Source organism: uncultured Cyclobacterium sp. (assembly GCF_963976465.1).
Classification (GTDB): domain Bacteria; phylum Bacteroidota; class Bacteroidia; order Cytophagales; family Cyclobacteriaceae; genus Cyclobacterium.
The window spans coordinates 1-9,169 of the sequence record NZ_CAXBOC010000193.1; the positions used below are offsets into that span (position 1 = coordinate 1).

Consider the following 9,169-nt stretch of genomic DNA (forward strand, 5'->3'; position numbering starts at 1 on the left):
TGAATGGGTCAGAGAAAATAAAAAGTAATCTGATTTTACTCAATCCTTTAAAACTATAGGTTATTTTTGATTACAATTACATTTTAGCAGGATACCATGATCAAATCAGATTTTTTAAAATTGGCGTAATTTTATGATTATTCTAATGATTACGGATATCATGGTGTGGTTAGCAACTTCACCCCACTATCTTTAAGCACTTGGAATAGAAAAAAGCTCGTAATCATAAATAATTCACTTCAAAAAGTCCTTATTCATGTATAAACAGCTGCTCATCCCACCACCTGGAAAGTGAGGAAATAAGTCAATTCCTGATCTCTTATTTGATAGGCCCATACCTACAAAAAAACAGATGGTCATTGAATTGCAATTTGCTTTAAGGCAATTATAAATGAATCCTGAGAGGGAATTGTAGTCCTTACGGATATAAAGGTGTAGTTGCAAACTACACCTAGCGAAATTTTTTGAGTTCATTTTTTATTGACCAAATAAATAAGTGTAAATTAAAGCCGTACAATTTCAGTTTTACTTTAAATTAACAATTGGTACAGCCCTAAAATAATTAAATATGGATTTTAAATTACTTATTTATTGTGCACTGAGTATTTTTTTATTTCAATCATGTCAATCTACACCAAAATCTGAAAGTCAGAAAGTGGAGAATAAAACTGCGGTCAGTCCGGAGCAGATGGATAAATTGGGGATTACCAATGCGGAACATTTGAGTGCCGCCTCCAAGCGGGCACTGAACTGGCCGGATATTGGGAATGAATGGTTTATAGAATTCTCAAAATTACAGCCCTTAAAAGAGGATTTGGCTTATGAAGAAGGAGTGGTTCGTAGAGACCCAAGTGCCATGATTTTTGAAAATGGAAAATACTATGTTTGGTATTCCAAAAGTACCGGACCAACGGATGGATTTGCCGGGGACATCGAAAATGACAAAGTTTTTCCATGGGATAGATGCGATATCTGGTACGCGACTTCAGATGATGGTTGGACTTGGAAGGAAGAAGGAATGGCAGTAGGCAGAGGTGAAAAAGGTGCCTATGATGACCGTTCGGTATTCACCGTTGAGATCATGAAGCATGAAGATAGGTATTACCTGACTTACCAAACTGTTAAATCCCCCTATAATGTGCGGGTGAAAAACCAAATTGGACTAGCCTGGTCTGATTCACTTGATGGTCCTTGGACCAAAAGTGAAGAACCTATCTTGAGTCCTGCAGACAATGGCGTTTGGAAAGGAGAAGAACAGGATAGGTTTGCTGTAGAGAAGAAAGGAGATTTTGACAGTCATAAGGTTCACGATCCATGTATTCTTCCCTATAAAGGCAAGTTTTACCTTTATTACAAAGGAGAACAAATGGGTGAGGAGATTACTTTTGGGGGACGACAAATTCGACAGGGAGTAGCAATTGCAGACCATCCCAAGGGACCTTATATTAAATCTCCTTACAACCCAATTAGCAATAGTGGACATGAGATATGTGTTTGGCCGTACAATGGAAGAATAGCTTCTTTAATCACCACAGATGGCCCGGAGAAGAACACCATTCAATGGGCACCTGATGGCATCAACTATGAAATTATGTCTTCCATCAAAGGAGCACCTCATGCCATTGGCTTGAATCGCAGTGTGGATACAGAAAAGGAACCTACTGAAATTCTTCGATGGGGACTGTCACATATTTACAATAACTCCGATTATCAAAGTATCATGCGTTTTTCTTCAGCCAGAAGAACCTCACATAAAGCCAAGGGGGAATAAACACCCTTAGAGGTACTGGATTTTACAGTTATTAATCAAGATTATTTATTTAGACTGCTATCTTTACCACTAGATTTATCCCTACTATTATCCCAAACTAACTAACCATGTCAATTTCTTCAAAAAGTGCTGTAGCCAAAGGAGATGGAACTTTTATTATTACTCAGGTCAACCTATCGGACCCTCAAGAAGACGAAGTCTTAATTAAAATGAAGGCAGCAGGACTTTGCCATACGGATTACGATTCACTCAATTGGGGAAAGCCGCTTGTGATGGGCCATGAAGGGGCAGGGATCGTAGAAAAAATAGGATCGGCTGTGGAAGAGTTCAAAGTAGGGGATCAGGTGATTCTGAATTGGGCCACCCCATGCATGCATTGTTTTCAGTGTCAGGAAGGAAACCAACACATATGTGAGAACAATTCACCGGTTGTAGCCGGAGCAAATGGACATACCCCCGGCCATGCCAAGCTTGAGAGTAGCCAATGGAATGGAAAAAGCATTGAGCGCTCATTTAATCTTGGGACACTAAGTGAGTATGCGCTTGTAAAAGAGGCGGCAGTAGTGAAAGTGGATGAGCCTGAACTTAATTTTTCGGCTGCAAGCATAGTGAGTTGCGGGGTGATGACAGGTTTTGGCTCTGTTGTCAATGCGGCAAAGCTAGAAGCAGGATGTTCAGCGGTGGTCTTAGGTTGCGGAGGCAAGAAAATTCGGTGCAACTGATACAATTTTAGCAGACAAGGAGGATATTGGATTATTGGAGGCAGCTAAAGAAGTTAAGGAATTATTGGGAGGTCGAGGTGCAGATTATGCTTTTGAGTGTACGGCCATTCCTGACTTGGGTGCCGCACCTTTGGCCATGGTTAGGAATGCCGGTACTGCGGTACAGGTGAGTGGAATTGAGGAAGAAATAAGCATTGACATGAGGCTATTTGAATGGGACAAAGTCTATATTAATCCTCTTTACAAGAAGGGTGATTTGATGTTGGATCAAATGATCACCCGGGAATATGAGTTGGAGAATTTACAACAAGCATTTGATGACATGCTTGCAGGGAAAAACGCAAAAGGAGTAATTGTTTTTAATTAATTTAGTCTATTCTATGAGTAGTTTCAGAACCAGTGAATTGTCAGACAAAGCTTTTGAGAAAGATGGTTTGCGCTTCCTCACTGTCAAAACACCAAACCTGAAAGGTAGGGGAGACATTTGTTTGTTTATACCTGATGGAATGGAGGTACTTGCCGATCTGCCCATTTATATTTTGCTCCACGGTGTTTATGGGAGTTCTTGGGTGTGGGCAATGAAGGGCGGCGCTCATCATACAGCCAAGAGGTTGATGGATTCCGGTGAAATTAAACCTGCTATTCTGGCCATGCCTTCAGATGGGCTCTGGGGAGATGGATCAGGTTATCTAGGGCATAAGGACAAGGATTTTGAGCAGTGGGTCGTATCAGATGTGCCACAAGCTGTTTATAAGAATATAAGTGCTTCAAGCGAAAACTCTCCTCTAGGAATAGCTGGTTTGTCTATGGGAGGGTATGGTGCTTTAAGGTTGGGTTCCAAATTCCCGGAAGTTTTCAAGGCCATTTCTGCACACAGTGCCATCACAAAGTTTTCTGAGATGGAAGCTTTTGTAGAAGAGCCTTTGGATGCTTACGATTTAATGAATGAAGACAATGATGTAATCGATTCAATTAGAAAAAATCCCAAATCTATTCCCGCTTTACGCTTTGACTGTGGTAAAGGAGACAATCTTATTGAAGGCAATCGCTTATTACATGCTCAATTACTGGAATTGGGTGTACCTCATGTTTATGAGGAATTTGAAGGGGCACATGAATGGCCCTATTGGCAGAGGCACTTGGAAAGCACCTTAAAGTTTTTTGATCAAAACTGTGTTAATAAATTATAGCATTAAAAGGCTATAAGCTTAATGGTTAATCTTTTCCTGTTTATCAACTAGTGTATAGGGTTGGATTAATAGATTCACTGACAAACCCAGAAGAGCTGATAATTTTCTAACCATTTCTACCTTCATAGGTCTTTTTCTATTGAGCACAAGACTAACCGTGGTTTTGCTTCCAATAGCTGGGATTAAGTCTTTGTCTTTTAGGCCTTTTCTTTCCATTGTGTCTTTAATGGCATCAATTGGGTCAGGAAGTGAAATAGGGTAATGTTCCTTTTCATACTTTTCTATTAGTGTCACTAATAATTCCGCTTCCATTCCTTCTGCACTATCGGGGTTAGCATCGAAAATTGTAGAAAGTCTTTCTAAAGCAATTTCATATTCTTGTTCCGTAGTGATTGTTTTTTCCCACTTCATAATTACTATTTGTCAATATTAATATTGTTCAACAATATTTGCATCAATTTTGTCGTATTCAGCATGTGTTCCAATAAACCTGATAAATATCCACTGCTTTTGATAAGAAATCTGTGCAATAATTCTATATCTGTTTTTTGAAATTTTAAACACTATTCGCTTATTTTTCAAAGTTTTAGCTTTTGAAAAATCATTAATCACATCCGATGGTTTTTGCCAGTTTGCACTTTTTGCAATTGAAACCCAAGTTTCTATACTTGTTTTAGCATCCGGATACTTTTCGTAAAATGCAATCAGATTTTTGATTGAAACGATATTTTTCAATACAGCTAACTTTACAACGATGGAAGGTAGGAAAAAGTTTTCAAATTGAAAACAAAAGTACGAAAATAATTTATTGAGGTTAAAACTCTTTCTTAAAATTACTGATTATTGATTGAATAACAAAGTATTTAATCAAAGTAAAATCGATATATTCAATACAACCATAATGTTTTAATTGTATTTGCTTCAGTTTAATGTTTCGAAGTAATAATTTACCCTTAATAATTTCTTTAAAGGCAATGGAGGTCTTGATTTTAGTTCAAATAAATTAAATCGTATTTAATATTTTTTATCTTGTGCATAAAAAACCTAGACCTAAAAACTACATAAACTGGATAGTATAGAATAAAAACCAGTTTGGCATGGGATTCAGTACCTAACATCACCTTATTGGGGCTTCTAAACTTGGCTGCTCACAGCAAAACGAAATGAGCTGAGTTCGACTAAATTTGATGAATAGGGCCATTTTTTGCTCTGAGATGCCCGCCAACGTTTCCGGCCATTACCGCCTTCACTTCGGACAATATTGACAAGGCTATTTCTTCAGGACTCTCCGCACCTATATCCAGCCCCATCGGGCCAAAAATTAAGTTTTCTTCCTTTTCCTGAAGGACAATACCGTGATTAGCCAGTTGTTCCATTAATTTGAGTAGTTTTTTTTTGGGGCCAAGTACGCCTATATAGGGGCATTTGTAAGGGTACAGCCCTTTTAAAATTTCCAGGTCATAATTGAAATTATGACTCATAAGTACCACAGCTGTTTTCCGGTCCACTTTTAATTGGGCTGCCACCTCATTTGCCTTTCCCCTTAATAGCGAAATGGCCTCAGGAAAGCGCGTAGGAGTAACCAAATCACTTCTCCCATCTGCAATGACAATATCCCAACCCATGGCTTTGGCCAATTTAACAAGGGGCAATACATCATTCCCTGCACCAATGATGTTCAATCGGATGGAAGGTTGCATATTTTCCACAAATGCAGTGAAATTTGATTGTTCAATGGATTGAATTAGGGTTTTATTGTGAGTAAAAACAGTTGAACATGCCTCTAAAATGGAATTTTGGACCTCGGTTTTTATTTGTTTAAACGCTTGACTGGAAATGGTTTCTTTTTCTTGAAAGAGGAGCAGGGTACCGGGTTGGCTAGCCCTATTATTTTTTAAATCAAATAGGGTAACCAGCACTTTAGGTGCTCGGTTTGTTGTGCAGGCTTTGAGCAATTGGATTGGATTATTTTCCTTGTTTTCCACGATTGGTTCAATCAATATATGGATAATTCCATTGCAGCCCAGACCTACTCCAAATTTAGCATCATCATCATCTGTGGTGTCATAGGTGACCAGCATTGATTGCTGCTTAAAAATTACCATTTGTGCTTTCTTGAGCGCGTCTCCTTCCAAACAACCGCCTGATATTGCTCCTGTTAAGGCCCCGTTTTCCGTAATAAGCATTCTGGCTCCCGGTTGACGGTAAGAAGATCCTTCCACTTTTACAACGGTCGCAAGTGCAGTTTTTTCATTGTGCTGTACTGCCAAATTATATGCTTTGATGATTTCTTTTATTTCCTTCATGTCCCTACAAATCTGTTTGGTGAAAGTAAGTGATGGGAAATAGTTGGCCCTTTTTAAAAGTGTCTTTTTCCGGTGGCAGGCTTAGAAAGCCATCTGCCAAGGCCAAGTGGACAAGGTCTCCTGAACCTGAATTGATTACAGGCTCAGCAAGAATTTTTCCATCTTCAAAACTACTTTTAATAAGCAGATGGTTGGTTAAGGGTTTTTTAAATGTAACCTCTTTATTAAGGTAGGCATAATTACTTTTTGGAGAAGTTCCCAAGTAATGATTGAACCAGCATTTAAAATATAGATGAAAACAAACCAGCGTGGAGCTGGGATTGCCGGGAAAGCCAAAAATACTTTTCTCGGCTTTGGTGCCAAATAAAAATGGTTTTCCGGGCTTTTGCTTTACGCCATGAATGTGTATTTGAATACCTAATTCCTCAAAAACATCCGGTAGAAAATCATATTTTCCCTTGGAAACAGCTCCTGAAAACAGAAGTAGGTCATATTCTTCCAGCAGTTTCCCTATGGAAGCATTAAGCTCTTCCTTATTATCAGGCAGGTGAGTAGTATGTGCTTCAATATTCAAGTCTTTGAGTGCAGCTTGAAGCATATACACATTTGAACGCCTAATTTGATGGAGAAGGGGGGTGTTTTGGATAGGTACCAGTTCATCTCCTGTAGAACAGATCATAACTTTTGGAAGTTGCACCACTTCTACTTCAGTGTGACCGGTTGTGGCCAGAACTCCTTTTACACCAGGGTGAATCCAAGTGCCTGAAGGAAGCAATTGTTCACCCTTTTTCGCATCAATTCCTTTTTTATGTGTGTTTTGAAAAGCTTTGTGATCCGTAGAAATTAATCGAGCCACACCATTCTTGATAATCAATTTTTCATAGGGAATGACACAGTCTGTATGCGCAGGTAAAACTGCACCTGTCATGACTTCCAGGCAATTTTCAGGATTATTCAAACTTTTTTGTTCTTGCCCTGCAGCCTGTATATCTTCGATTACAAATTGTTGGCGTATTTGAAGTTGATCACTTTGAATGGCAATCCCGTCCATGGCCACACGGTCGAATGGTGGAGCATCACGATCTGCATGTATATTTTCTGCAAGCATTCGATTCAAACAATTTTCAAAAGAAACCCTTTCTGTGGGGCCTTTTTTAGAAAATTTTAGCAATATTTCTTGGGCTTCACTTACGCTTATCATCGGGTAAATTGTCTGGGTTTGAAGAAAAAACTATCCTCCTAAAAATGACATGGAATTTTTAGCTTGGTCTGAAACTTGATTTTCCGCCTCGAAACCGTCTTTTGCCTTATTTGCAACTGCTTCTAGAATCGCTGTTTTGAGTTGGTCCTCCCCACAGCCACTTCGCAATATATCTCTCAAATTGGTTACAGGTGGACCATAAAGACATGTTCTTAGTTCTCCGGTGGCAGAAAGCCTAATTCTATTGCATGTGCCACAAAAAGTTCTGCTAAAAGCCGGAATTATTCCAAAAGAGCCTTTAAATCCGGGTATTTGGTAATTAACAGAGGTACTATTGGACCCATCAGTTATTTTTTGAATGCCGGGAAAATGGGCTTCAATATAAGTGTAAAGGGCTTTGTAATTCCACTCAGGGATATCAAATTTATCTGTACCGTTGAAAGGCATTTCTTCCAAAAACCTGACCGATAAAGCATGATCCTTCGTTAGGTTAATAAAAGGAACAATGTCCTCAATGTTCTTTTTTCCATCAATTACACAATTGAGCTTGACATTAAAATCTTGGGAAAGTAAGGTTAAAATACAATTCATGACATCCTGAAACTTATCCCTTCTTGTAATTTCAAAAAAGCGTTTCGGGTCCAAAGAGTCCAAAGAAATGTTTACCTTTTTTACCCCGAACTTGGCCAATTGATTGATTTGAGCCTTGCTAATGGAACCATTACTTGTGAGGGTTATTTCTTTAAGTCCTTGATTTTTTGAGAGCAATTCTATAAAGTCTAAAATGCCTTTTCTTACAAAGGGTTCTCCACCCGTAATTCTGATTTTCTTGACTCCAAGATCAACAAATAGGCCTGTAAGATAATCTAGTTCTTCATAGCTTAGTAGGTCATTTCGCTGAACAAAATTCATTCCTTCCTCCGGCATACAATAATAGCACCTGAAATTACAGCGATCAGTCACTGATAATCTCAAATAATCTAATGCTCTACCGTATTTGTCGATTAGCTTTTGCTCCATATTAATTTGATGGGTAATTGGTTGACACCTCTTGGGCTAAGGGTGTGCATTTACCCATACTGTTTGATCTGTGAAATATTCCTTTTTCCAAATTGGAACAGTCATTTTAAGTTCATCAATTAGGAACCTGCAAGACTCAAAAGCATCCTGCCGGTGTGCAGAAGAGGTTCCAATAACCACTACAGGCTCACCTATCTGCTTTTCTCCCAAAGCATGAATAATTAACACTTTTTTTAGTGGCCATTTTTCGATTGCCTTTTGTGCCAATTTTTCCATTTCTGAAATGGCCATCGGTTCATAGGCCTCAAATTCTAGTCTTACAACATCTTTTCCCAAAGCATGGTTTCTTACACTGCCAATAAATAGGTCCATGCCTCCGGCTTCTGGATCTTGTAAGTAGGAATAGGCATCATCCAAGACAATATTATCCACCAATTTAATGTGTATCATATCATCCGCCACTTACAGGTGGTATTAATGCTATTTCTTTCGCTTGCCCAATGGGTTGATCGTCCTCTGCATATTCCAAGTCAACCGCTATGCCAATACTGCTAAGATTTCCCATTCTTGGATATTGGTGCAAGATCCATTTTTTCAAATCCATAACGGTTTGTAGGGAAGGATCATTGGGCAAGGTCAATTCTCTTTGACCAACAATGTCCTTAGAAATTCCAAACAATTGAATTTTCATACCTTCAGTAATTTTCTTTAATCTAATGATAAAGCTAAACATAAGCATTCGATTAAACATAAAAATTGAGAATATTCTTAGGAAAATAACTTTTCTGAGCCATTCATTCCGGTAAGGTTTTATTAAAGACTTCCCTAGGGATATTATTTCTCTCTATATTTTTATTAATGGTTCTATTCAAATTAGGGTTTATTCCTCTATGTAAGTTGAAAAGAACTAGGGTAATCAAAGTAAATTAAGGAACCAGATGCCACATTAAATCAAGGTG

General features: G+C 38.5%; 9 protein-coding genes and 1 pseudogene. 3 read left to right on the plus strand and 7 right to left on the minus strand.

The genetic code is table 11. From position 1 onward, the window contains the following. Positions 1–568 precede the first annotated feature (568 nt). From AAC037_RS12140 to AAC037_RS12150, 3 genes and pseudogenes are all read left to right on the plus strand, one after another. Positions 569–1,771 carry a glycosyl hydrolase gene (locus tag AAC037_RS12140; RefSeq protein WP_339903253.1) on the plus strand — a complete coding sequence of 401 codons (1,203 nt, stop codon included), beginning with the start codon at positions 569–571 and terminating at the stop codon, positions 1,769–1,771. A gap of 107 nt (positions 1,772–1,878) precedes the next feature. After that, positions 1,879–2,860, plus strand: a pseudogene (locus AAC037_RS12145) (alcohol dehydrogenase catalytic domain-containing protein). Positions 2,861–2,873: 13 nt separating this feature from the next. Continuing rightward, entirely contained in the window at positions 2,874–3,683 is an 810-nt protein-coding gene (locus AAC037_RS12150) for an alpha/beta hydrolase-fold protein (RefSeq protein ID WP_339903254.1), read from the plus strand. An 18-nt stretch (positions 3,684–3,701) separates the two neighbouring features. On the opposite strand, the gene AAC037_RS12155 is transcribed toward AAC037_RS12150, so the two are convergent. The 7 genes from AAC037_RS12155 to AAC037_RS12185 all read right to left on the minus strand — a co-directional run bounded on the left by AAC037_RS12155 (position 3,702) and on the right by AAC037_RS12185 (position 8,901). After that, on the minus strand, positions 3,702–4,094 hold the full coding sequence (locus AAC037_RS12155) for a transcriptional regulator (RefSeq protein WP_339903255.1): 393 nt from the start codon (positions 4,092–4,094) through the stop codon (positions 3,702–3,704). An 18-nt stretch (positions 4,095–4,112) separates the two neighbouring features. Continuing rightward, entirely contained in the window at positions 4,113–4,418 is a 306-nt protein-coding gene (locus AAC037_RS12160) for a type II toxin-antitoxin system HigB family toxin (protein ID WP_339903256.1), read from the minus strand. 443 nt (positions 4,419–4,861) lie between these two features. Beyond that, positions 4,862–5,989 carry an XdhC family protein gene (locus tag AAC037_RS12165; protein ID WP_339903257.1) on the minus strand — a complete coding sequence of 376 codons (1,128 nt, stop codon included), beginning with the start codon at positions 5,987–5,989 and terminating at the stop codon, positions 4,862–4,864. A gap of 4 nt (positions 5,990–5,993) precedes the next feature. Further along, a complete protein-coding gene (locus AAC037_RS12170; RefSeq protein WP_339903258.1) occupies positions 5,994–7,190 on the minus strand; it encodes a molybdopterin molybdotransferase MoeA in 1,197 nt (398 codons plus the stop codon). Between the two features lie 30 nt (positions 7,191–7,220). Beyond that, on the minus strand, positions 7,221–8,210 hold the full coding sequence (gene moaA / locus AAC037_RS12175; protein WP_339903259.1) for a GTP 3',8-cyclase MoaA: 990 nt from the start codon (positions 8,208–8,210) through the stop codon (positions 7,221–7,223). Between the two features lie 36 nt (positions 8,211–8,246). Beyond that, positions 8,247–8,660, minus strand: coding sequence for a molybdenum cofactor biosynthesis protein MoaE (locus AAC037_RS12180; RefSeq protein ID WP_339903260.1), 414 nt, complete (start codon positions 8,658–8,660; stop codon positions 8,247–8,249). Between the two features lies 1 nt (position 8,661). Beyond that, the gene (locus AAC037_RS12185) at positions 8,662–8,901 is read right to left on the minus strand and encodes a MoaD/ThiS family protein (RefSeq protein ID WP_339903261.1); all 240 of its coding nucleotides are present in this window, start codon (positions 8,899–8,901) and stop codon (positions 8,662–8,664) included. Positions 8,902–9,169 lie beyond the last annotated feature (268 nt).